Here is a 23,284-nt window from a genome sequence, read left to right as displayed (position 1 = left end):
CCCTGCCTACAGCGGTATCGATGTCAAGTTGGCCGGCTGAGCGCAAGCTGGCGGCCACCTTGTTTGCGCTGCTTGGCTTCGCGGCGCTGGCCTGCGCGGCGCTGTATCTGTCGGCGGTGATCTTCTTGCTGCTGAACAAGGCGAACCCGAGCCAGGCGCGCTTGCTGAGCATCACGCACTACTGGGCGCTGTATGCCGACGAGGAGTTGCTGCGCAAGAAACTCATTGCATCCATAGTGGTCTCTGGGGTGGGCGTGCTGCTGGTCTTGCCGGCAGCCTTGCTTTCGGCCACGCGCCCGCAGCGACGTCTGCATGGCGACGCCCGTTTCGCCAATCCCGGCGAGGTCGCGCGTGCCGGGCTGCTGAATCGGCAAGCCACACCTTCGCCGAGCATCCTGATTGGCCGATACCGGGGCAGCTTCCTAACCCTGCCCGGCCAGCTCTCCGTGATGCTGTCCGCGCCCACGCGCAGCGGCAAGGGTGTGGGCGTGGTCATCCCCAATCTGCTGCACTGGCCCGATTCGGCCGTCGTGTTGGACATCAAAGGCGAGAACTACGACATCACCGCCGGCTTTCGCGCCGCGCATGGCCAAGACGTGTATGCGTTCTCGCCTTTCGACGACGCGGCCCGCAGCCATCGCTGGAACCCGCTGAGCGCCGTGCGCAGCAGCCCTTTGCACCGAGTCGGCGACTTGCTGACCATCGGCCAGGTCTTCTTCCCGAACGACGGCAGCGGTACCTCGTCCGAGGCCTTCTTCAACGATCAGGCCAGAAACCTGTTTCTCGGCCTGGGCCTGTTCTTGCTGGAATCGCCCACGCTGCCGCGAACCATCGGCGAGCTTTTGCGCCAATCCTCGGGCAAGGGTCAATCGCTCAAAGGCCATTTAACGGCGCTGATCGAACAGCGCCGCAGTGACGCGGCGCCCTACTCGGATGAATGCGTGGACGCCTTGCAGCGCCTGCTGGCTAACTCCGAGAACACGCTCACCAGCATCGTCGCCACCTTCAATGCGCCGTTAACCATCTTTGCCGACGCCGTGGTGGACGCCGCCACCAGCGCCGACGACTTCCGGCTGGATGAGTTGCGGCGCCGGCGCATGAGCATCTATGTGCGCATCCCGCCGAATCGCCTGCAGAACGCCAGGCCCTTGCTGAATCTGTTCTTCTCGCAACTCGTCAGCCTGAACACCCAGCACCTGCCCGAGCAAGACCCGACCCTCACCGTCCAATGCCTGCTGGTTAACGATGAATTCACCGCGATGGGCCGGGTCGGCATCATCTCGTCGGCGGCCGCCTTCCTGGCCGGCTACAACCTGCGCTTGTTGACCGTTGTGCAGGCGATGTCCCAGCTCGATGCGGTCTACGGCGAGAAGGAAGCCCGCACCTTCGCCACCAACCACGGCTTGCAAATTCTCTATGCACCGCGCGAGCAACGCGACGCCGACGAGTACAGCGCGATGCTGGGCCACTTCACCGAGCGAGCCACCTCACGCGGGCGCAGCCGCTCTTTCAGCGAGCATGGCCACAGCAGCGTCAGCCAGAACGAAAGCGATCAGCGTCGCGCTCTGCTGCTGCCGCAAGAGTTCAAGGAGCTGGGCAGCGAGCGGCTCGTCGTGATCTTCGAGAACTGCAAGCCCATCCTGGCGGAAAAGATCCGCTACCACCGCGACGAGCTGTTCAAAACCCGCCTGCTCCCGCCGCCGAAAGTACCCCAGATTGATATGGACCTGCACTTCGCCCGCGTCCAGCAACGCTGGAGTTATGCCGAGGACGAGGTCCCGGCGGACAAAGGCTTTGACATCAATCGGCTGGCGCAAGACTTCAGCGATCTGATGCTGCCAGGCGAATCGGCCAGCGCGGCCGACATCACGGCCTGCGTCGATGACTTCTTCGCCAGGACCGTCGTGTCCATGCCGGAGCAAGCCATGGGCGGTGTGATTGAAGAAGTCGCTGAATCAGCCCAAGCCGAGCTTGCCAATCAATCCTGATCTTTGAGTCGCCAAGGAGCCCACCATGCGTACCGCCCTGCCCTTGCTCTCTTCCGTGTTGGCCGCCGTTCTTGCCGCTGTTCTTGCGCCACTGCTGCTCGGCTCCTGCAGTTCGCCACCCAAGCCACCCAGCGTTGACGAGTCCTTGAAGCGTCCGGCCAACACGGCCACGGCGATCGATTTGCAGGCCTGCAAGGGCGAGCTGCACAGCAAACGCCTGGCCTTGGATGACAAAACCCGCCTCGCCGAACTCTCGAAACAACAAGCCAACGACTTGGCGCTGAGCCTGGCCTTGTTGCAAAAGGCGGTGATGCCAAAGCCCGCGTCAACCGACCTGGCTAATGTCGTATTCACCGTGCACTTCGCGTTCGGCAGCACCGCACTGAAGATGGCCGCACCCGAAGCCGCACAGCTGATAGAGCAAGCGCGCGGCGCCGCCCTGGTCATGCTGCGGGGGCGCACCGACGGTACGGCAGATCGACCCGCCGAGAGTCGCATCGCAAGGGATCGCACGGCAGCGGTGCGCGACTACCTCGTCCAATCCGGCGTCGAAGCCACGCGCATTCGCAGCACCTGGCAGCCGACGGGTGACCACGCGGCCGACAACGACAGCAACCATGGCCAGAGCCTGAACCGCCGCGTAGAGATTGAGCTGTATCGCTGGGTGCCTCAGATGGCGGCCCTGTCCGGTCAAGTGCAACGCTGAAAGGACTTCCCATGAACACTGAAACTGGACGAGCCGCCCACAAACCCGGCGGCAGCGTTGAGCCCATCAAACGTGCCAACGCCGCCACACCGCCGATTCAGCAAGCGCCTACCGAGACGGCCGGGCAACGCTATGAACTCTACGATCCTTTTGCGGAAGTGACCTATCGGATCAAGGGCCTTGAAGCGATGAGCGCCAAGGCCGATCAACTCGGGGCCAGTCGCTTTCATGCGGTGGACGAGGACGGCAAGCGCACGCCTGTCGAAAAGGTCAATGGGCAATGGCAGAAGCAACAGCAACAGCGGCCGATTGAACAAACGGCACCGCCCAAATCGCCAAGTTCATCAAACATCGATCTGACCGCAGACCGTGCAGCACGCGCCGAGCAACTGACCGAAACACTGCAGGAGCGCTACCTGATCAAACGCCCGCCCATGAAACTGGGCGAGATCGGCATCGGCCACACCGAATACCGCTACCGAGGTGACAGCAACCGGGTCGCCTTCACCGAGTCCGCCTTCAAGCTCAGTACCGACAACAACAACCCCTCGGTCGCCCGCTCCATGGTCGACGTGGCCGAGTCCCGTAACTGGAAGTCCTTGCGGGTATCCGGCAACGAAGACTTCAAGCGCCTGATCTGGCTGGAAGCCTCGCTGCGCGGCATCAAGGCGCATGGCTACGAGCCACAGCGAGCCGACCAGGAGCTGCTGAGTCGCGAACGCGATGCCCGCATGCTCAATCGCATCGAACATCAGCCTGCCGCCAGCGGCGCGAATGCCATGAGCGTCGGCAAGGCAACAGCAAACCCAGCCAAGCAATCCGCACGCGGCGGCGGTGGCCGCAAGGCGGTGCTGGCCGCCTTAGAGGCCGTGCTGGTCGCCAAGCATGTGCCCGAAAAACAGCGACTGGCCGTGATGAGTGCCGCTGCGGACAACCTGGCGCAAAGGTTGCAGGCGGGGCAAACGCTGAAGGTCAAGGTCTTCGACAAGGCCGCGCCATCGCAGCGGCCAGTGGCCGTACCCACGCTTGTACCTGAAGCACAGCGCAGCCATGAACGGGCGGTTCCCGGCCGTTGATGGGCTGCGCGTATTGGCTGGTTGTGTATTCCGGGCCAAAAATGCCGCCCATTCCGCTTCAACTCAACCACCAATTCCGATTGAACGTGGCCACTCGTTCCGGTTCAAATTAGCCGCGGGCTCCGACTCGTACTGGACCGCCGAAGCGAGTTAAGTCAGCACAAATTAGGTGGAGTCACAGCGGCTGCGATGTGCCCAAAGCGGTCAATTGCCGTCACTGCGTGCGCACACGAAATCGTCTGACAGCCGCCATCGACAAACTTGTAGGTTGGCGGAGAACACTGCAACCCCCCGTATCGGGCGCATCCTTGAGTACGCTTGGTGTCGCTTAGCTATGTTGGAGTTCGCAGGCAAACTCCAAGCGAGCGGGCTTGACAGGGGGGGGCTTACGCGACCTCAGCTACCGCGCAGGGTCGCGTCTTCATCGTGCCTGGCACCGAACTTCTACCCAATTGGCCGACATGCCTTGGTTATAGCGCTTGGCATCGGCCTTGCAGACATCTTTGTTGGCAGCTTCCGCAGCTGCCTCCCTTGCCTTGTCGAGGCTAGGAGCACTGACGGATACCGTGAAGGTGCTCCCGTTCTTCATCCAGGATCCGGTGCACTTTCCTGTGCAGACAAAAGCCCCGCCGCCGGAGGCCTGTGACGTTGAATTTGCCGATGCGCTATCTGGCGCTTTGCCAAAAAGGCTTTTCAACAACTTCCCAGAAAACGAACTTTCGAATGCAAGATTATCTCTCTGAATCTGTTGGCTCGCCTGAACTTGAACTTTGTGTGCGGTCAACTTCTCTGAAACAAGCTTCTCCCAATTGCCCGAGCTATCGTGCCCTTTGACCAAGAAAAGTGGCAATTTCTCGGTGCCGTAAGCACTCGCCGAGAGTGCGCAGAAATTCTCATTGAGTACGAGATTGACTGAGCGAAATGACCTATCCCACCCATCTCTCCTTGAATTTGCTGCGTATACAAAACTGTCATTCCTATGTGGGCCATTGGGAAATATTCTGGCGTTGGTCGAGGCAGCATATGAGCATGAATCTCGATTGAGCGTAGTAAGCCAATATGGAATTCTATTCATTCTAGCACTCCGTCCAACAAGATACATAATTTCTGTTGGCGTCGGCAATCGCCAGTCTCGATAGTCCTTTTGAATCTTATGCAAGGCTTCATCGATAGAGAACAGCGAAGTATCGAAGGCTTTGCAAAGCTCAACGCCATTCTCAATGGCAACCTTCGCTCCAACTGGGCACCTCAGCCATGCCAAGGAGGTCGCTGGATCGACAAATTCATTTGCCCCAAACTCTGGCTTCGGGATGCTTTTCGATGCAAAACGCACAAAAATCCAACCGGCACCGCTTAAATCATACCCTTGCCTTCTGAGGCAATAGTTTCCATCGCAAATCAGATGCTTCTTTATTTTCAACGGATCGCCGTAACCGTAACTATCAAGATCGTCATAGCTCATGCCATTAGTTCGATACGGCGCAGTGAAAAATCGAGGATCCTTTGCCTCGGTATCGCTCATAGAGTATAAGAATGGCGGTACGAATGCACCTGAATTCTTTTGGCATTCAATTGGCTCATCCTCATGAAATGAAATCGACATTTCAGCCCCGGTGGGAAGCCGCCATTCCGTGGATCCTGCGAACTGGACATCACTTAAGTGTGATTGCAATTCTTTCAAATCTATCCCGATGTCTTCGGTGATTGCATTGCCTGTACAAGTTGAGCCATTCCAGCTTTGTCCAAGCATGCATCGCGTCCATTCAAGGCCTGTTCTTGGATCAATTGCTGTTCCATATTCCGTATATATGTACTTTGAAAATGGCTTGCAACTGTTACGGGAAGAATTAATATATGATTTTGCCGGTTTGCCTGAGCTTGCCGTTGAAACAAGCGGGGGGATAACTGGCTGCAGCTCGTTTTCTGTATTCACCTCTTTATCTTGATCAGATCTTTCAAGTTTTACGACAGAAACAAAGTTAGGGAATTTTTTGGCCAACATGGCATACTCATTATCCCCTTTTCTATCTCCGTTCTTAATTAGGTAGACCAATCTGATATTGTTTCTTGATATATTATCTAAAACCTCACCGGTTTTTCCGTTTACTACACAAGCAAAGGCATCGTTTTTTTGACATGTTGAGAGTGTCCAAAATTCAACAGGAAATCCGTTCTGACCTATTTTCTGGATGAATTTTTCTGAAATTGCTTGAATACTATTGTCGTAACGCGCAATGGTTGCTCGGCCCACGATTTTATCGGTGCCATTTTCTTTGCACCCCTTTTCATATACTCCAACTATTGAGTTGGCTTCGCGTAATGTCGGGATGCGCCAGGATGAGTCTTCAATTTTTTTGGTTTGATTGACCGCTTCATACCAAGTTTTATATGCCGGATCTCCGGCACACTTTTTTTCCGCCAAGTTCCATGTTTGCCCAACTGGGCACAAGTTCCAGATATAGCCATTCCGTGGGTCGGTCACCGTACCGTCGCCGTTGTCGGCAAAACCATCGAAAAATTTGCAGCTGGGGTTGTCACGGCTAGTGCTGTATTTGTTTGGGTCGCCAACGGTTTGAGCCAAAATTGACAAGCTCAAACTGATCGTCATTGCACCTAGTATCAAACGCTTCATCACAAATTTCTTTCAAATACAACATTGTTCGCCACGCAAGTAGTCGGCCAGGGCAGCCTCGACACCCGCTGGCAGCGCCAGAAGATCGACACTTTGTGCTGAGACTCTGATGGGAATGGAACCCTCGGTCCAATCAAGGGCTTCGAAGCTCAACCAGACGACTTCGCTGGCGCGCAGTCAGAGAAGTGAAATCACGAGCACCTTTAGACAACAGATAAAGACGGAACGGATAACGACGGTTAGGAAATCAACCGCCTCAGCAAGTATGGAGTCCCTGGGACGGTGGAGGCATCCGGAATTCCCCTTGCGAGGTCAGCTTCGCTCGACTGAGGCGGCTAGCGCGCCGCTCGCATAAACTCTAGAAGCTCATTCGGGGAGATTCTTGCGGGGATTGGCCAGTAACAGGTCACCCATTCTCCGGGTGGCCCATAGCGAACACGATGGACTACGCTCCGACCAGCCGGAAGTTACCAAGAAGTACGCTGATTCGGCTGGCTAACGGGGTGGTTTCGAATACCCGCAATGGGCACTGACCTGCCTCGCGGTCAGTGCCACCGAAGTGAATTGATCTGCGCGAGGCCGAGAAGCGCGAAAGAAATCCGCATAGCTCGCCAGGTGTTGTGCAAAGCGTCCCAAAGGGGTCAGGGCAAATCAATTTCTGATCAATTCGGCGTGAAATTGCTTGCGGCTTAATGAACCCGCAGCACCTCAAACTGCTGTCGGACTGCAGCGACCTGTATCGCCACCTCATCACCCTCACATTTACCCAGCATGGCTCGGCCCAACGGGGCTTCGGTGCTGATGACCTGAACGCGCTGAGCGCCGCTGACCAACTTCATGCTGCCTCCATCCGGGCCGAGAAAGAGCTGTTGCTGCTTGTCGTCGGCATCAACCAGGCAGACCAGGGCGCCGAGCTGTATACCTTTGCTGGCGTCGTAGGGGCGCGGGCGAAATTGGCGCCAACTGGCTATCGCCTGGCGGATGGCTTCGGCGCGACGAGCTTGGCCGGTGGCCAGGTAGGCGGCTTCGAGACCCAAGGTGTCGTATTTGTTTTCGGCGATGTTTTCTTCGTGAGTCGCCGTTTCATGGGCCGCCCGCGCTGCCTGTTCGGCTTGCAGCAGGTCTTCGGCAAGCCGTTCCAGCACCTGCTGCTGCAGCAAAAATTTATCCATGATGAAAGCTAAGCATCTCAGAAAGCAACTCGACCAGCGACTCGTGCGGCAGATGCCGCACCCGAATCTTTGCCCCCGGATGAGGCCACATCCGCTTGCGCGATCCACCTTGCCTGGGAGGGCAGGTTGGCGCGGGCGTCGACCCATCTCAAGATGCGCGTTGCACTGTAACTGCCGAGCAGTGCATGCTGTCCAAGATGGCAATCAATACAAGGCGGCCGCCTCTGCCAACTGCCTCGCCACCTCGGCCACCAAGCTCGCCGGCGCCACTGCCTTGACCTGATTGCCATGCCGCAAGATGTCCATCACGATCTCGGTCTCGTGAACGAAGGGGACCTTGAGCTCATAGCTGCCGTCTTCCAACCATGCGCCCTGCTGCTCCGGATGCCACTCCTCGCGGCTGACCCATTGGGCAGCCTTCTCCTGAAACACCAATGTTGCCCATTGCCGTTTCTCGCCGGCAAAGATGCCAAAGCCGCCGTCCATCTCGGCCTGAATCTGCTTGAGCGGAATTTCCTTGGCCTTGACATCCAGCGTCGTAGCCTCTTCGATCGCGTCCAGGGCGAAGCGCAAGACCTGGTTGCGCGAGTGGCACCAAGCATCCAGATACCAGGTGTTTCGGTAATGCACCAATCGCTGCGGTGACACATCGCGCTCGCTGACCGTAGCCCGGCCGCGCGTCAGATAGCGCAGATGCAGACGGTGCCGCTTCAGTAGCGCCTCCCCGACCATCTCGAAAAACTGCGTCGGCACCGGGCGCTTGGCCGGGCTGATGATCTTGATGCGTTTGAGCAGCCCCTTGGCATCGGCCTCGCCGGGTGCAAGCAGCACATGAATGCGCTCCAGCAAGGGCGCCAAGTGGCGGCTGATGACGCCGTCGGAGCCCAACTCGCTCAGCATTTGGTGTGCCATCAGCAGCGAATACAGCTCACGCTCGCTGAACCACAGACCCGGCAGCTCATGCTTTTCTTGGCCTCGGTAGCCGGCGCCAAAGCCGTAGCCACCGTCAAGGCGGCTGTACTCAATCGGCGCGCCGAGTTGGTCGCGCAAGTACTCGAGGTCGCGCTTGAGCGTGGCGTCCGACACTTCCAACTCGTCCTTCATTTCCTGAAAACTCACATGACCGCGATTGCGGATCAGCATTTCGATCTTGTAGACGCGTGCAGTTTTTGACATGGCGGATTTGAACAAAACCGATTGAGACGCTCAGGACTTGAGCCACTCGGACTGTAGCCGGCAAACATGACCGAGCTACGCACCCAAGCGTCCAACTCCATGGACTAGCTCGGTATTTGAGCTTCTGGATATTCATCATTGCTACCAAGAAGGCTGCGATGAGACTCGCCAATCGATCTCCGCCGCCATTTTTTTGTGCAGCTTTGGTATGCCTCAGGGAGAACAGACAAATGATGACGATGACAAGCTCAGATCTCGCGGCCGCCTTGGTGCAAAGCCGCAGAGACAAAGCCACCGGCGGCGGCCGCCCGAACGGGGGCCGCCCCTTCGAATTCAAGCCGCCAGCGCCGCCTGCCAGTTTGACGCAGCTGTGCCTAGCCGTCGCCGAGCACCTGGAACATGGCGGTCAGGTCTACGGACTGGCTTCTCACTGCCAAGCGCTGTGCGTGCACCCGGACGTCAGCCAGGCCTTCTGGCGCCTGAGCCAGTTGGTCAAGAGCCCCGGCGTGATGTGGCTGCTGCTGGCCGACTGGATTGACCGGCGCAGTCCGCCGCCTGAAAACAAGTGCAGCAATCAAGAAGTCTCGGCCGTCTTGCTGCCTCACCTTCAATGCCTGGATCCGGCGCTGATCGACGACGCGGGCCGGCTGTTCGATCGTTTGCTGGGCGCCTATGGCAATGACGCCTGGACGCCGGTGCGGCTGCAGCGCCTGCTGCGCTCGATTCGCCCCCGCTGACACGGCGTTAGCGCAGGGCAGAGATGGCCTCGTGGCAGCAGCTTCGAACCCGTTGCGCAATGTCGGTAAACGAGGCCAGCCACTGGGCCAGAATGCCGGAAAACCAAGCAAAAAAATCCATAAAGAAACACCCGCCGGAAATGCGATTGACCGCAACAAGCCAAGGCACAAGCATGGGCATTCACACCGCACTGGAACAAGCCGCCGAACTGATCGAGCAGGCCGACGCGCTGATCATCGCGGCGGGTGCCGGCATCGGCATCGACTCAGGCCTGCCCGACTTTCGAGGCAAAGACGGCTTCTGGCGCGCTTACCCAGCGCTGCGCCAAGCCGGGCTCGACTTCCAAAGCATCGCCTCCCCGGCAAGCTTCAGGACCGAACCCGAACTGGCCTGGGGCTTCTACGGCCACCGCTTGGCGCTCTACCGCCGCACCATCCCGCACGCAGGCTTCGCCTTGCTGAAGTCCTGGGGCGAGCAGATGCTGCAGGGCTATACCGTCTTCACCAGCAATGTCGACGGGCAGTTCCAGAAGGCAGGCTTCGCGCCGGAGTCCGTGCACGAATGTCATGGCTCCATCCACCATCTGCAATGCTTACAACCCTGTTGCGCGCAAATCTGGGCGGCCGATGACTTCCACCCGGAAGTGGACGAGGCCAGATGCCGGCTGCTGAGCGAACCACCTACCTGCCCGAAGTGTGGCGGCCTGGCGCGGCCGAACATCCTGATGTTTGGCGACTGGGGCTGGCTGGAGCAGCGCACGACGGATCAAGCCGCCAGGCAAGACACCTGGTTGGCCGGTCTTGGCTCGGCATCGCGTCCGCTGGTGATTGAGCTTGGCGCAGGCACCGCCATCCCCTCGGTGCGCCACTTCAGTCACCAGGTCATTCACGACATGGGCGGGCGGCTGATTCGTATCAACCCGGCCGAAGCGGCGGTGCCGACCGGCTTGGACGTTAGTTTGCCTTCGGGGGCGCTGGCGGGGCTGGAGGGGATTGCAGAGTTGTTGGGTACGCCATGATGCGAATTGACACGCGGCGATGGTCGTGGCCGCATGGCTGTGCTGTCCGCCTTGGAAGCCGTGCTGGTCGCCAAGCATGTGCCCGAAAAACAGCGCCTGGCCGTGATGAGCGCCGCTGCGGACAACCTGGCATAAAGGCTGCAGGCGGGGCAAACGCTGAAGGTCAGGGTCTTCGACAAGGCCGCGCCATCACAGCGGCCGGTTGGCGTACCCGCGTGAGCGCCGCAAGCGCAGCGCAGCCAGGAACGGGCGGTACCCGGCCGTTGAGGGGCAGCGTGTATTGGAAGCTTGTATATACCGGGCCAAAAGCGCCGCCCATTCCGATCCAATTTAGCCACCTATTCCGATTGAACGTGGCCACTCGTTCCGGCTCAAATTGGCCGCGGGCTCCGACTCGTACTGGGCAGCCGAAGCGAGTTCAGGCAGCACAAATTGGGTGGAGTCCCAGCGGCGCAATGTGCCCGGAGCTGTCACTTGATGCTCGGGATAGGCCCACAATTGGCGACGCAAAGCAGACACCGCAGCCGCAAGATTGCCCACCACAAAGCTGACATAGGGAGCAACTACAGCTTCAGCATCTACCGTTCGAGGTGAGGTGGGGGCATTGCCGTTGGGCCTCGCCTCTCCCGAAGGGTTAGGCCGCACTGCTGAGATGAGCATGGAGCGCATGACCAGTTGCCAGGACTGCCTTGTTCGTTTGCTCGTAGACCGGCGGCAAGAACTCTGACATGAAAACCTGAGGGTACGTTCCAGTTCTGGACCTGAAGGCAGGGATGACAAGCAGGTGTTGCTGCTCTCGTTCTCCCGTGAGGTCGGTGTTCAAAGCGGGGAACACGATGCTGTAGTGCTTTGACTGATTGGACAGGGCTGCGAGGTGCTTATAGCTTGTACTCATGGTCATCTGGGTGAGCGAGGCGCGGACGGCTTGAGCGCCCTTGAGACTTGCAAGCGCCTTCACCACAAACGCATGATTCACATAGCCACCGTCGCGTGGCGTATAGGTTCGATTGAGCGCCAGCGAGTAATAGACGGCGCTCGCGAGTATGTCTGGCAGAGCGTGGATGCTTTGGACGCAAGCAGTGACGTCAGCAGCAAGCTTGCGGATGACCACATTGAACCGTTGCCATCCCTCGTCATCCTGACCGAATAGAGTGGGCATGGGGTCCTCTGGGTCAAGAGTCTTGATGTACCGAGCTAGAGTCGCACGTGCCCTGCCGAAGTGAAAGCGAGCGTAGAACTGGCGGTCAGCAAGGGAGCGGAGGCAGGGGGCGGCCAAGTCCAACTGCGCTTTACCGTGCAGGCGTTGCACAGCTTGTCTTGTGGCTTCCATGTCCCAAGGGGGCATTTGTGCGGCCAAACGAAGCTGAGCCGAGAGCGGCGGCTTGCCGGCGCGAGTCCGCTCTAGCAATAGGTTGGGACTCAACTCGCCGCTCACTTGGTGCGCCTCATGTCGCCGAGTTCAAAGCGTGCAGTGTCGCCGCCAACTAGGGTGTAGCGCATTGCGGTGCCCTTCATCAAACCCGACTCGTAGGTAACGATCACGTCGTTGCTTTTCGATTCGTATGAGACCTTGTCAATATTGCCCAATGCCTCGACTTCGCCCTGGCGGAATTGGACTTTCATCTTCACCGGGCCAGTCATCAGCCAGGCCCCGCCCAAGCGGCTTGGATCTCCTGAAGAGCACCCCGCAAGGATGTAGGCGATGGCCAGCAGCAGTATTTGGAGGACGTTACGTATGGGCAATTTCGCGACCTTGAGTTCTAGCGTCGAAGTTGAGCCGCGAGCGACGGCTGGGGACGGAAGGCCCAAAATGAAATGGGGCCTGGAGTGACCAGCCGTTGCGAGGCGGCTCGAACGCCCGGTTAGGCCGCATCTCGCGAGCGCTCACTAGCCACGCCTTGGCGCAAACGTTCCTGTCTTCTCGTCGAAGTCGAGGCAGCGCTCAGCGCCAAAGCCCTGCCACAAATTGTCTAGAAGAGGACGCATAGCTTCATCAATGCTGATCGAGTCAATGTCTTCTATCCAGAGCTCTGCCGGGATCAGGTGCGGTCTGTCAGCGGTTGCTCGGCTAAACCTGTGGAACATCTCGCCGATGCCCAATTCAAAGCCCTTCACGTTTAGGATTGCGACGCTCAAAACTGCTGGTCCAGCGAAACCCCACGCCTTCATTGCGTTCAAGTACTGTTTTACCGTGAAGTAGAAGAACATGGACATGTCTAGCGACCAGACGACTGGCTTCTCCACGCCTGGAGAAACTACGCAAGTCGCGCCGCCCAACTGCGCACCTTCAAGTGCGCCAGTTCGAAAGATGTGGTTGTAGGCGTAGAAACCATGGTCTTGCTTCCCGCCCGGATGGATAAGGAGACCATCGAAGTTGTACGTTCGGCTGCCACCACCCCAGTCAGTACCCAGGAATTCAGTGAAAGTCTTGGAGTAGATGCTTCGCAGGTCAACTGTCCTCCGCCCGGCCAATCCTGCTACGGGAACCAAGTGAACAATCCATTGCGGGCCCTCCATCAGCGGTGCTGTTGTCTTGCGCGTAGCGATTTGCTGAAGGCGATCGGCAATGAAGTGACGTGCGCGCTCAGCAAGTGTGGCCGTTCGATCAAAAGCGCCGCGCAATTGGTCGAAGGACATGTCTGTGGTGCTTGTTCCGTTTCTCATGACGAATCGCCTGCTGCTGTTTGTTCGGATGCAGTGAGGGCCATCGAATGACGCTGGCACTCTGAGTACTATCGCGTAGCCACCAGTGGCATCAACGTGGCGCATCTTGATTCCTTGAATCCGGGGTTCGATTCCGGCATCCAGGACTTGAGCGATCCTGCGCATTGCAGCGTCCGCTGGTTCGGTGGTGATTGGTTGGATCGCACCTGCCGCTCCGGCGTGCTCTTCAATTCCGTAAACCAGGTCGCCGCCGTCGGTGTTCGCCAAGGCGGCGACGTCTTTACAGATCTCATGCTTGTCCTTTTCAGCACTCCCCGGAATCTCGCGCTTGAATTCCAAAGTTTGCGATTCAGGGCACCTGTCATCACAGAGCTTCTGGAGAAGTTGCTCATTGAGCTGCTCTAGGGGTTGGAGTAGCAATCTGGGTGCTCCTACGGGGGTTGTTGAACGCTGCGAGTGGCGCGGTCGGTGTTTGATGCGGCCTAACTGTTGTACGCCGCTCCCGAGAGCGCAACAACATCGGACTGTCGGATAAACCAGCCTGCAAGTGATGGATTTAAAAAGACAAACGGCAAATATCTGATTTGAGTTTTGCCGCTCTTGTTACTAGTTACCCCGATGCAAGTCGCCGAGCTTGAGTTGAGTGTATAGCTTAAGGTTCTCCCACTTCTTGTGTACGGTGACGAACGGGCCATCAGGGTGCCGCCGAATACCCGCTTCGGGCACTGAGCCGATCTACACCAGCACGCTCACCCTACAAAACAGTGGGAACGTCTGCCATGTCACGGCCGCAGAGAACAGCCACCGGACCTCGACACATAGACCAGAAATGACGGCTGCAGCACAATGCCCATATGGCAGAGCCCGGCCGTGCAGCATGTGTCACCGCCGTTGGAGCGCATGCGCTGCTGAACCTTGACGCTGACAGTACCGTCCGGCCCCTGGAATTCCCAGTTATCTCCGGTGGTGAGCAACGTGTAGATATTGACCGACTGACGGGTGCCCTGGGACGCCATAGCGCCGCAGGTTTTCCGGTGAAGCACACAAAACCATGCGCGTCGCGGAGAGTTGGCGAGCTTCGTCAACACCTTCAAGCTCGACTGCATTAGCCGCATGGGTCTGCGCAAAGCGCCGATGGTGCTCGTGCAACTACCCGCAGCGTTCGAGCACTTCAACGAAATCCTTCCTCACTCAAGCATGAAGTTTATGTCGCCCCTGGAGTTCCGAAGGCTGCAGAATCACCCCGCCCACCAGGTCTAATGTAGAGACTGAGCGGGTTTAGGAGCTGCGGGGGCCCGATCGCCTACCGCAACCTGTTCTATCCTGCCGACCGGTGGCAGTTCTCAGGGATTCGACTGGCCGCTGACGTTTAGGGCGCAGGCGAGAACCAAAATTGATTGATAGGCAAGGATAGGACGTGAGCAACAAGAAAGCCAAAGCGCCGATCAAGAAGAAGGCCGGCTCCGGCAGTCATTCGATGGCCGGCTACGAGTATCAGATCGACGTCTCCGTCTGGTTGGCGCTCGACCTAGTGCTGTCAAGCGAGTTCGCAAAGGAAGTTGTCCTCGAGCCGGCCACTGAGGAGGACATCGAAGCAGATCTTGCAGAAACCGAGCCTGGGCGCGTGGTGACGACCGCGAAGGTCGAACAGTACCGCTTGATTGTTCAGGCAAAGCTCCGCAGCGGCGACGCTTGGTCTGTTGCTGGGGTGAAAAGGCTGCTCGAGCACGGAACAAACCGTCCTTCTGCGGCGAGCCGGTTGGCGGATCCTCAGAATCGATACCTCCTGGTGACATCCTCCGGTGTTAATGGAGGGGCCCGAGGCCTGCAGGTTCGCAGTGCAGGGCTCTGGCCGAAGGCCGCCGATATGGTTACCTCCATCGAGGATGCGATGCCTGCTGGTTCAGCGGGACGGGTGGCGATAGTCGGAAACCAGGACTTAGAGCGGCTCGAGCGGGACATCAAAGCCTTGCTCTCGGAGAAACTGCGCGTACCGAACGCGAGGTTGGAAGAGTGCCGCCGAAAGCTGCGGGACGAAGCCCGCGCCCGCATGTGCGGTGCCGGTGGAGGCCGCTGGACGCGTGCCGAGCTCGAGGAGGTCATCCGCACTCACGACGGCTACATCGCGAGCTCCCCTGAGCTGGAGCACTACGTGAAGCCAACCAACTGGGCAGAAATCAAAGCAGCAATGATCGAGAACAACGCGGCGCTGCTCATCGGTCAGTCGGGCACAGGAAAAACGATGGCCACGCTGAAGCTCTTCGACGAGCTGCGCAAGGCAATTCCTGGTCTCACCCGGGTTCCCATCAAGTTCGGACCTGACCAGATCAGAGACGACCGGACGCCGCCGCCGGTTCTGTATGACATCGAGGACCCGTGGGGGCGCTACGACTTCGATCCCAGAAGTCGCCCGTGGAACGATCAGCTAGCTCAGCACTTCGTGCATGCCCGGCCCGACCGGCTGGTCGTTGCCACTTCGCGTTTGGACGTCGCTAGAAGCTCCGGTGCGCTCCATACGGTCAAGCGCTGGGAAGTGAGCCTTGAGGCTGAGCATTACGGGGTCCGCGAGCGGCAGCGCCTATACCAGACCCGCATCGGTGATTTGCCCCGCAACGTCCAGACGCTGGCTAAGGAGAACCAGTCGGTCGTGCTGGCTGAACTTGCAACGCCGCTCGAGATTCAGAAGTTCTTCGACGCACTGGCCACGCCGGCAGACACCAAGAAGCGCTCTGACTTCCAGCTGATCAGCGACGCGATTCAGCGTGCTCATCAGGACTCCATCGAACGTACGGTTGTGGACCAGGTTGAAGGGCGCAACGATGTCCGCGCTGCCGCTGTGCTGTGGGGTCTGCTGAAGGCGAATGACAAGCTGTCGCTTCAGCTGCTACGCCAGATCGACGGTGCGCTTGCCGACGCGAACGACGCCTTCGGAAAGGGGGCGATGCCACTGGTCAACTTCTTCGTCGCCGCGCGGAACCTTCGCCAGTCCGAGGGCACGGTGAGTTACTACCATCCGCGGGTCGAGGCAGGCATTGAACAGGCGCTTAAGCGCGCTGAGACCATGACGGTCAAGTCGCTTCGGCTTCTCATCGAGACGCTTTCCTCCCCGGGTGGGCCAGACGAGGCGTGGGGCGTTGCCGCCTCTGTCAGGTTGCTCTATGCACTGGATCGGACGCCAGAGCTGCGGCCCAAGCTCTCGGCCGAGGTGCAGGCAAAGGTTGACGCATGGTTGATCGACGCGGTCCGCAAGGGTGGCAAAGAGTTCGAACGGAACCTCAGGCTTGCTGAGTCGGTCGGATCCAGCGCCAGCAATGTTGCGGAGGTGGCGCGCTTCCTTCTACACCAGTCTGACCGGAGTTTTGGGGGGTTCATGGTTTGGGGCGAACCAGCGCACCCTGAGGCCTGGTACGAACGTATGCGGGCGGACGGGTCGGTCAGGGTGGTGGTTGAGACTTTCATCCGGGACGTTCTGCCGCATGGCCGTCATGACCTCCGCGCAAACTTCGTGACGGCCGTTGAACGACTGGCGCCGAACTTAACGCCAGCATTCCTCGACGCGGCGTCCACTGCGGTGCACTTCGGATACATCAGCTCCGCGGACGCCATTTCTACGGGCGCGCTGAGGGACCTGCAGGGGTTCGAGGCAATCGTCGATTTGGCCGTTGCGGAGCTCACCCCAAGCGAGGCGGAGCAGCTGCGGGCGGCGGAGTTCACGCTCGGTCGCAAGAACAAGGAGTTCAACGACGACTTCGCCCAGCACTACGCCGAGGATGACAGTGGCTGGACCGCTGGTGAGTTTTTGGCGGGCTATATCGACAAGGTCCGCGCAACGCTGGGTTGGCAACATCTGCTTGAGCATCGTCACCGTGACCAACTGCTTCCAAGCTGGCTGAATCGGCTTGTCGGAGATGCCCCGCCCTCGGTTGACGAGCTGAAGGGCATCTACGGAGTAATGCGACACAGGGCTGGCGAGGACGCGCTTTGGTTCGTCTTGACCAAGCACTGGGTGCCGAAGTTTGAGCAAGACCTGGTGGACCTGGTGTTGGGAGGTCATCAAGACCCCGGTGTCCGTATCGGTGCATTGACGTGCCTGGTCGAAAACGCGGTCGATCGCTTTGCTGGGGTGATTGAACAGCTCGTTCAAGCGGGCAATGAAGCGCGCTTGGTCGAAATTTGTTTGGAGCTTGGCGACTTGCGCGGCCGGCGTGATGTCTTCGCAAAACATCGCGAGGAGGGCGCAGAACCCTGGACTGCTCCATCGCTTCCGAGCCCGTTCGACGAGATCAGCGATGCTGCCTATGCGTTCGAGAAGAAGCTGGCGCCAATTCTCTCTAGCGAAGCACAGTCTTTGGTCAGTCGCATCACCACGTCCAGCGAGGAAGTGCGCGTTTTCCGGACTAAGCTGGATTCGTACGTGCCCGTCGGCTCCGCAGAAGACGCTCGGTGGCTCCTGGCTCATTCTGATGATGAGACGGCTGCAGAGCTCGCGATTGACTTCGCCATTCGGCGCGGCCTGGCTGAGGACGTTCAGGCGGGCCTGACGCACCGTTTTGCAGATGTTGTCGCCCCGGCATTGACCGCCCTGGCGACGCCACTGCCGGCTCCGCTGCCTCCAACAATTCTGGCGCTCGCCGAGAACAAGGGCAGTCGCGTCTGTCGAACCCTCGTCGATCTGCTCGACGCGAAGCCTCATCCTGACCATCGCGCTGCGCTGTTGCAGCTGTCCAAGAACGAGTGGTCCACTTCGTCGGCCTACGACGGCGAAGATGAGAACCTCCCGATCGCGCAGGCTGCTGTCAAAGTGCTCGGAATGCTCGGTACGTTGGACGCAGCTGCTGCCGATGAGTTGTACAGCCTGGCCATCGACACCCGCGACTCGGATCTGCGGTACGCCATCTTCGTGTTGCTGGTGAATGAGGCGGAGGAGCGCTTCCAAGAGGCGCTGATGGACATTGCCCTGAATCCCGGCGACAAGTGGATTCGGCAGCTTGCGGCGCATGCGTTGACGGTCGGGAGCGAGCGCATCGTGCCTTTGGTCCTGCAGCGCATCACACCGAAGGTTCTGACGGGCAAGATTCCGCTTGTGGCGTCGAGGCTGCTGGTGCTGCTGGCTTGCGCTGGCGACGCCGATGCAGTTCTCGCAGCAGCCGAAACGCTTTCGACTAGTTCTACCCGGCGCGTGCTATTGCTTCTCGCCATCTGGGTGCTCCGGGAGCATGACCAAGAGTTCGCAGAACGAATCGGACGGATGCTGCCTCCCGGCAGCGTGGGCGTGTCCTGGGCACTTGCCGGGGGCGAGGGAAAACTGCGCGACACCGCGCTGGATGACCTGGGCGACCCGGCCTGCGTTGATCAGGTGCTGCAATTTATGCAGCCGAAGAACAAGGAAAAAAGACCGAGCGCCTCAGGGTGAATCGCCTCTAGTTCAGTAGACACCTTAGAGTCCCACAGCGAGGGCCGAGAGGAAATGCGATGGTTCGAGCCGATATTGAGTGGACATCAGTGCAGCGCTGACTGCCTTTGTGCTCAATTTCTGATCAATTCGGCGTGAACTTGCTTGCGACTCAATTAACCCACAGCACCTCAAACCGCTGTCGGATTGCCGAGGCCTGTATAGCCACCTCTTCACCCTCGCATTTACCCAGCATGGCCCTGCCCAACGGGGCTTCGCTGCTGATGACCTGAACGAGCTGAGCGCCGCTGACCAACTTCATGCTGCCGCCATCCGGGCCGAGAAAGAGCTGTTGCTCCTTGTCGGCGGCATCGCCCAGGCAGACCAGCGCGCCGAGCTGTATACCTTGGCTGGCGTCGTAGGGGCGCGGGCGAAATTGGCGCCAATTGACTATTGCCTGGCGGATGGCTTCGGCGCGCCGAGCTTGGCCGGTGGCCAGGTAGGCGGCTTCGAGACCCAATGTGTCGTATTTTGTTCTCGGCGATGTTTTCTTCGTGAGTCGCCGTTTCATGGGCCGCCCGAGCTGCCTGTTCGGCTTGCAGCAGGTCTTCGGCGAGCCGCTCCAGCACCAGCTGCTGCAGCAAGAATTTATCCATGATGAAAGGCATGCAACTCGACCGAATCGAGCGGCAGTTGCAGTGCCATCCAAGGCGGGTACGCGGCGACGCGCGAGCTATTCATGCGGCAGTCGCGCCCGCATTCAAAACACGTCCTGCCATCACCGTTTGCATAGAGTTTTTGCTTTGGTACGCTTCCATTGGCTTATAAAGAAAATGTCACGCTCATCGGACTACTGCCCTCATGCGATTGATACCGGACTTTGCCGAAGTAGACGAATGGCGCCGCCTTGCCACCGCTGAGCTTTTGCTCCCGCACGAAGAGATGAATCTGAATGCCCAGCCTTTCATGTTCAATGATTTCTTGCCCACGCTTGCCCGCCGGTGAGGTTGAATTCTGGCTCTGCCAATGGAAGGTGTGATCGTCGATCCATCGATCCAGGTAGCGGTGTTCTTCTGCCTTGCCTTGCTTGTTCAAGGTGACCAGCAGCACATGCACCTTCTTGTCGTTCAGGACGACATGGCCAACATTCCAACTACCGGGATTGAAGGCCTCGTTGAACAAGGCTGGAATGTCCTCGCGGGCGATGGCCTGGCCCAGCACCATATCCAACGGATCAATCACTTCTTTCAACCGAGCCAAGGTACGCATGTCGTCGGTAGCCGGCATATCGGGGTAGTCCGGGTTATTGGCCCGCAGCACATAGCCGCCCTCGGCATCTTTGGTGACCACGCGAAGCAGGTACTGGTTGTCGCCGCCGTCTTCGTCCTGGCGCTCAATCGCCATCACGCTGCCGGTGATGGAACCGGCCTTGGTCGGGCTGAGATGCTCCAGCAGCAGGTAGTCGCCGTCCACGATCGGATGCTTGCCGCCGTTCATCGAATTGCCTGAAGCGCGGGCGATGAAATGCCGTGTTGGGTCCAGGTGGCCAAAGGCCTCAGGCAAGGCTTTGAACTCCTCGGCGTCGGTGCGCCCCGCCCTGAAATGCCCGCAGGCAATCTTCAAGTTCGGGAAGTAAGGCAACTCGATCGCGGGCTTGGCCTTGGGCACAAAGGGGATCACATTCGATGGCGGCGCATCGGCCGCTCGCCGCAGCTCGTAGCTGGCCAGGCGGTAGTCGACCAGCTCTTGAACCATGGCGCCGAAGACTTCGATCTGATCGGCCGCGACCTCAAACCGGCACCGAAAGCGGTCATCAAGCAAGTGAAAGGAAGCCGCTGCGGCTTTTTCGGCATTGCGCAGATTGCCACCCACCCAGGCATTCACTGGGTTGTCTCGCCAATAACGCTGCCACTGGACGGCGCCGCCATCCGCCAATGCTCGAATGTTGTCAGGCAGATCCGCCAACAGCGGCGGCCGGCGATGCAGCACCTGCCAAGACCTCTCGGCCAGCGCCGCAAGCGTCGGCGGTGTCTGCCAGCCGTCCAGCTCCAGCATGGCCTCCAGCAGCACCATCTTGTAGCTCAGGCTCATCGCAGTTGTCTCAAGCTCACACAAAAAGGCCTGCCGATCCTTGAGCAAGCCAGTTTCGGCGCTGTCCAGATCACCCACGGCGGCCAGCATTTCAAACCAACTGCCATGCTGGCGACGCATTTGTGCAATGCTGCTGCCCGAATGATAGAACTCGGCCAAGCTGGGGCGCCGGCCCAGGCTGGCCTTGAGCGCCTCATAGTCTTTCTGCGAGCCGGCGGCGTCCAGCGACTTGAGAAAGTCGATGATGCGCAGGTCGAAGTTGACGAAACAGCCGTCGGGCAACTCAAGCCGGCCAAGTTCGGCCTTACGGGCGAAATCGGCGAGCTGCTTGAACGACGCGCCAACACCGAACAATGCCTGCGGCTTGTGCAGAAAGCTCTGATGGTTGCCGATGAAATCAAGCACCACCAAATGGCTCTTGCCCTCCCAGCGTCGCAAGCCGCGCCCCAACTGCTGCAAGAACAGGATCTTCGACTCGGTCGGCCGCAGCATCAGCACGGTATCGATGCTCGGCATGTCAACGCCTTCATTGAACAGATCGACCGAAAAGATCACGGCCAAGCGGCCGTCGCGCAGGCGTTCCAGCGCTTCGGCGCGCCCCATGACCGAGCCCGCATACACGGCAGCGGCCGCAATACCAGCATGAGCAAACTGAGCGGCCATGAAGTCCGCATGCTTGACGGAAACGCAAAAGGCCAAGGTGCGCTGCTGGCCATGCTCGCGCCACTGCTTCAGCGCATGGCGGGCCCGGCCGAGTGTGGCCAATTTGCTGGACAAGGCTTCCGGGTCAAAACGGCCGTTGCGCCAGGGCACATCGCGGTAATCGACCGACTCATCAAGAATGCCGTGATAGTGGAACGGCGCCAGCAGCTTGGCCTGGATACCGTCGAACAGACTGCGAGTGAAAACCAGGTTGTCATCGCACAGCGACAAGATGTCCGACTGGTCGGTGCGGTCCGGCGTGGCCGTCAAGCCCAGCAAGAAGCGCGGGGCAAAGTAGGCCAGCAAGCGCCGATAAGTGGCCGCAGCGGCATGATGAAACTCATCGACGACGATGTAGTCGAAGTGCTGCGGCGCGAAGCGCTCCAGGTGCGCATTGCGGCCCAGCGTTTGCACCGACGCGCACAACACATCAACCTCCACATCGCGCGTCTGGCCCATGTAATAGCCCACCCGGGCATCGGGGCGAATGAGCAAAAAGGTCTGAGCGGCTTGCTGCAAGATTTCTTCGCGGTGGGCCACAAACAGCACGCGCCGGGCTCCGACTTGGCGGGCGTCGAATGCCGCCAGCCAGGTCTTACCCAGGCCGGTGGCGAGCACCACCAAGCCGCGCTTGAATCCGGCTTCACGCGTGGCGGCCAGTGATGCCAGGGCCTCGACCTGAACGGAAGAGGGTTCGGGTGCTTCGTCCTGCTCCAAGCTACCGGGAGCAACTGCCAAGAGCGGCTTGATGCGCCGCTTCTCGTAACTTTCAATCCAAGCGTCCGTCAGCGTCACGGTGCGCGGGTGGGCGAACAAGGCTTCAAAACCGCGCCGAGTCTCAAAAAAACCATCGTCGCTGGGGTAGCTAATTCGGTAGTTCCATTCCAAGCCATCCTGCAAGGCTTGACGGCTGATATTGCTCGACCCCACGAAGGCCGTGCCGTGCAACTCACCACTGTCGGCGGTGTGCGCAAATAGATAGGTCTTCAGATGGAAGCTGCTGCCCTGAGTGACGTAGACCCGCACCTGCGCACCCTGGGCCTGCAAGAGCAAAAGCAGTCGCAGGCTTTCGGGGTCGGTCACATCAAGGTAGTCGCTGGTCAGGACACGAAGCTGCGCGGCCACACCCACATCGGCGTCCTTGGGCGCCATGGCCAGTTCCAAGTCGGGCTTCAATAAACGCATGCCGGTGGCTCTGATGAAGGCCACAGCGATGTCGATTTCGCTGGCCCGGCTCATGGCTCGGGATAAATGCGGCAAAAAAGGGTCGTCACCGCCGGTGACAAGCTTGCGTGTTGGCTCGGTGGACTTGACCACCAACGCGTTCACCCACTGCTCGGTGCGGTCCGGCCTGCAATCTTCGGTCAACCAAGTCTCAATGGACGCCAGCTCCGGCAACTCCGTCAGCCAAGCCTTCAAGCCCGCTTCATCGACATCGGTGAAATGGCGCCCACCTTGGCTGCGCTCGCCCTTGCCATGTTTAAAGCTGAGATAGAAACTGCCGCCAGCACGCAGCGCCCGCCATAGCCGGACAAGCGCGGGCGGAATCTCCGCTTGAGGCAAATGCAGCAAACTGGCGCAGGACCAGATGCCGTCATAACGAGCTACCTCATCGACATCCGCAAATGTTTGAGTCTCGACCTCAATACCGATGTGCTGACTGGCCAAGGCCGCCAGCGCAGGCGAGGCATCAAAGGCCGCGACCAAGAATCCCTGCGCCGCGAACGCCTTGGCGTCGCGCCCAGACCCGCAGCCGGCATCAAGAATGCTGGCGCCGGGCTGCAGCCGGGCAAGGAAACGCTCGCGCAGGGCCGACATATCGACATCCACTGTGCTGGCGAAAAAGCTGTCGGCGTTGTCGTCGTAATAGTTGAGCGTTTTTGTCATTCGTCCCTGATCCATACCGGCCTGACGTCGAATCTCCACGTC

At 59.3% G+C, this 23,284-nt stretch carries 14 protein-coding genes, 2 pseudogenes and 1 riboswitch; of the genes and pseudogenes, 7 read left to right on the top strand and 9 right to left on the bottom strand.

The genetic code is table 11. From position 1 onward, the window contains the following. The first annotated feature begins 20 nt into the window (after positions 1-20). The 3 genes from LNV07_RS02570 to LNV07_RS02560 are packed head-to-tail and all read left to right on the top strand — an operon-like array spanning position 21 to position 3,770. Complete coding sequence (locus tag LNV07_RS02570) at positions 21-1,988, top strand: type IV secretory system conjugative DNA transfer family protein (protein ID WP_263569589.1); 1,968 nt, start codon at positions 21-23, stop codon at positions 1,986-1,988. 25 nt (positions 1,989-2,013) lie between these two features. Then, complete coding sequence (locus LNV07_RS02565) at positions 2,014-2,694, top strand: OmpA family protein (RefSeq protein WP_263569588.1); 681 nt, start codon at positions 2,014-2,016, stop codon at positions 2,692-2,694. A gap of 11 nt (positions 2,695-2,705) precedes the next feature. Beyond that, positions 2,706-3,770 carry an LPD7 domain-containing protein gene (locus tag LNV07_RS02560; protein ID WP_263569587.1) on the top strand — a complete coding sequence of 355 codons (1,065 nt, stop codon included), beginning with the start codon at positions 2,706-2,708 and terminating at the stop codon, positions 3,768-3,770. 421 nt (positions 3,771-4,191) lie between these two features. On the opposite strand, the gene LNV07_RS02555 is transcribed toward LNV07_RS02560, so the two are convergent. The 3 genes from LNV07_RS02555 to LNV07_RS02545 form a co-directional block, all read right to left on the bottom strand. Continuing rightward, positions 4,192-6,402, bottom strand: a complete 2,211-nt coding sequence (locus tag LNV07_RS02555; protein WP_263569586.1) for a DUF1566 domain-containing protein — start codon at positions 6,400-6,402, stop codon at positions 4,192-4,194. A 689-nt stretch (positions 6,403-7,091) separates the two neighbouring features. After that, positions 7,092-7,574 carry a GreA/GreB family elongation factor gene (locus tag LNV07_RS02550; protein WP_263569585.1) on the bottom strand — a complete coding sequence of 161 codons (483 nt, stop codon included), beginning with the start codon at positions 7,572-7,574 and terminating at the stop codon, positions 7,092-7,094. A gap of 55 nt (positions 7,575-7,629) precedes the next feature. Next, positions 7,630-7,736, bottom strand: a riboswitch (SAM-I-IV-variant riboswitch). 42 nt (positions 7,737-7,778) lie between these two features. Then, complete coding sequence (locus tag LNV07_RS02545; RefSeq protein WP_263569584.1) at positions 7,779-8,750, bottom strand: helix-turn-helix transcriptional regulator; 972 nt, start codon at positions 8,748-8,750, stop codon at positions 7,779-7,781. A 239-nt stretch (positions 8,751-8,989) separates the two neighbouring features. Between LNV07_RS02545 and LNV07_RS02540 the strand changes: the two genes are divergently transcribed. Both LNV07_RS02540 and LNV07_RS02535 read left to right on the top strand, forming a co-directional pair. Further along, positions 8,990-9,487 (top strand): hypothetical protein, encoded by a 498-nt coding sequence (locus LNV07_RS02540; protein WP_263569583.1) that lies wholly within the window; start codon positions 8,990-8,992, stop codon positions 9,485-9,487. A 173-nt stretch (positions 9,488-9,660) separates the two neighbouring features. After that, on the top strand, positions 9,661-10,506 hold the full coding sequence (locus LNV07_RS02535) for an SIR2 family NAD-dependent protein deacylase (protein WP_263569582.1): 846 nt from the start codon (positions 9,661-9,663) through the stop codon (positions 10,504-10,506). Positions 10,507-11,140: 634 nt separating this feature from the next. On the opposite strand, the gene LNV07_RS02530 is transcribed toward LNV07_RS02535, so the two are convergent. From LNV07_RS02530 to LNV07_RS02515, 4 genes are all read right to left on the bottom strand, one after another. After that, complete coding sequence (locus LNV07_RS02530; RefSeq protein WP_263569581.1) at positions 11,141-11,665, bottom strand: hypothetical protein; 525 nt, start codon at positions 11,663-11,665, stop codon at positions 11,141-11,143. Between the two features lie 272 nt (positions 11,666-11,937). Further along, entirely contained in the window at positions 11,938-12,249 is a 312-nt protein-coding gene (locus LNV07_RS02525) for a hypothetical protein (RefSeq protein WP_263569580.1), read from the bottom strand. A 144-nt stretch (positions 12,250-12,393) separates the two neighbouring features. Continuing rightward, on the bottom strand, positions 12,394-13,590 hold the full coding sequence (locus tag LNV07_RS02520; protein WP_263569579.1) for an AlbA family DNA-binding domain-containing protein: 1,197 nt from the start codon (positions 13,588-13,590) through the stop codon (positions 12,394-12,396). A gap of 362 nt (positions 13,591-13,952) precedes the next feature. Then, positions 13,953-14,264, bottom strand: a complete 312-nt coding sequence (locus tag LNV07_RS02515; protein ID WP_263569764.1) for a type 2 periplasmic-binding domain-containing protein — start codon at positions 14,262-14,264, stop codon at positions 13,953-13,955. Here LNV07_RS02515 and LNV07_RS02510 point away from each other — a divergent pair. Together LNV07_RS02510 and LNV07_RS02505 are read left to right on the top strand one after the other, a co-directional pair. Next, positions 14,233-14,430 (top strand): annotated as a pseudogene (locus tag LNV07_RS02510) (IS3 family transposase); the annotation flags it as partial. The gene LNV07_RS02515 and the pseudogene LNV07_RS02510 sit on opposite strands and share 32 nt — an antisense overlap. Positions 14,431-14,587: 157 nt before the next feature. Continuing rightward, entirely contained in the window at positions 14,588-18,583 is a 3,996-nt protein-coding gene (locus tag LNV07_RS02505) for a hypothetical protein (protein ID WP_263569578.1), read from the top strand. A 151-nt stretch (positions 18,584-18,734) separates the two neighbouring features. Here LNV07_RS02505 and LNV07_RS02500 read toward each other — a convergent pair. Beyond that, positions 18,735-19,218, bottom strand: a pseudogene (locus LNV07_RS02500) (GreA/GreB family elongation factor). Positions 19,219-19,384: 166 nt separating this feature from the next. Next, positions 19,385-23,242, bottom strand: a complete 3,858-nt coding sequence (locus LNV07_RS02495; RefSeq protein WP_263569577.1) for a DUF3427 domain-containing protein — start codon at positions 23,240-23,242, stop codon at positions 19,385-19,387. Positions 23,243-23,284 lie beyond the last annotated feature (42 nt).

It is taken from the genome of Roseateles oligotrophus, assembly GCF_025717515.1.
GTDB classification, from domain to species: Bacteria; Pseudomonadota; Gammaproteobacteria; order Burkholderiales; family Burkholderiaceae_C; genus Paucibacter_A; species Paucibacter_A oligotrophus.
Note: the sequence above shows the minus strand (reverse complement) of the source record. Positions and strands in the feature narration are given on the sequence as shown.